Here is a 1,614-nt window from a genome sequence, read left to right on the forward strand (position 1 = left end):
TCAACCAAGCCGGCAAGCGTTTTGTCAACGAATTGGCAACCCGGAAGCTGGTTTCTGCTGCCATCACTGGCTTAAACGAAGACGGAGCCTACCTGATTTTTGACCAAGGCATCCGCGACCACGTCAAGGCCGTTGAATTCTACGACCATATTGGTTTGGTAGAACACGGCGAATCCTTGGCAGAACTGGCTGGGAAGATTGGCGTTGACGCCAGTGGCCTTGAAGCAACCGTTGAAAAGTGGAACGCTGACCAAGTAGCCGGCGACGACACGGCCTTTGGCCGGACTACCGGGATGGACCGGGGGATCAAGGTTGGCCCATTCTTCGCCATCCATGTCCACCCAGCCATCCACTACACGATGGGCGGGATCCACATTGACGCTGAAACCGAAGTTTTGGACACTAACGGCAACGTCATCAAGGGCTTGTACGCTGCTGGCGAAGTTTCCGGGGGTCTGCACGGCAACAACCGGATCGGCGGCAACTCGATCGCTGAAACGGTAGTCTTTGGCCGCCAAGCCGGCATCCAGGCTAGCCAGTTCGTCCGGGATCTCAAATCCGAAAATTAACGACAAAAAATGAAAAAGTGAGAGATTAAATGTTAGCAAAAGTAAATTACAAAGGCTTTATCGCGCCTTTGATCGTGGGGATCGCCCTGATCTTACTGATGCCTTTTAGACCAGCAGCGATCACGCCTGCTGGCTGGGAGATGTTCGCGATCTTCTTGGCAACGATCATTGCCTGCATCACCAAGCCCCTGCCAATCGCCGGGGTGTCCATCATCGCCTACGTGCTGATCGTCGGCACGGGCTTAGTCCAAATGAAGCCAGCCCTGGCAGCCTTTGGCGACTCCACCCCATGGACCATCGCTATGGCCTACATGATTGCCCGCGGCTTTACCAAGACCGGCTTAGGTCGCCGGATTGCCTTGGTCTTCGTTAGATCTTTTGGTAAAAAGACTCTGGGCCTTGGCTACTCCTTGTCCATGATCGACTTAGTCGTTTCCCCAGCTACGCCAAGTAACACGGCACGGTCTGGCGGGATCGTCTTGCCAATCATCGAATCCTTGTCTGACACTTTTGGCTCTAAGGTATCAGATGGCACGGAAAAGAAGATTGGTTCATACCTGATCTTCAACGAATTCCATGCCAACACCATTTCTTCCAGCCTCTTCATGACGGCTTCTGCGCCTAACGTGGCAGCGGTTGGTCTGGCAGCAGCCAACGGGGTTAAGATCTCCTGGTTTGGCTGGGTAGCAGCCGCTGTTGTGCCAGCTGTTATTTCCTTTATCCTGGTACCAATCATCATCTACAAGATGTATCCACCAGAAATCAAGGAAACGCCAAACGCTAAGGAATGGGCAGAAGGGCAATTGTCTGAAATGGGCCCAATGAAGGCCTCAGAAAAGGTCATGATGGCCATCTTCATCATCGCCTTGGTCTTGTGGATGCTGTCCAGCTTCATCGGCTTGGACGCAACCTGGGTAGCCTTTTTGGCAACGGCCTTGCTCTTGGTAACGGGCGTATTGACCACCAAGGACATGCTGGGCGAAACTGGTGCCTGGAACGTTGTCATCTGGTTCTCCATCCTGATCTTCATGGCTAACCAATTGAG

At 53.1% G+C, this 1,614-nt stretch carries 2 protein-coding genes; both read left to right on the forward strand.

What is annotated here, in order from left to right; all coding sequences use genetic code 11:
- On the forward strand, positions 1-569 hold a 569-nt coding region (locus ACI4WN_RS06905), incomplete at its 5' end, for an FAD-binding protein (RefSeq protein ID WP_439777543.1).
- Between the two features lie 29 nt (positions 570-598).
- Positions 599-1,614 (forward strand): DASS family sodium-coupled anion symporter (locus ACI4WN_RS06910; protein WP_439777544.1); only part of this gene is annotated, 1,016 nt, incomplete at its 3' end.

Origin of the sequence: Lactobacillus sp. (assembly GCF_051893255.1) — a bacterium.
Taxonomy (GTDB): Bacteria; Bacillota; Bacilli; order Lactobacillales; family Lactobacillaceae; genus Lactobacillus.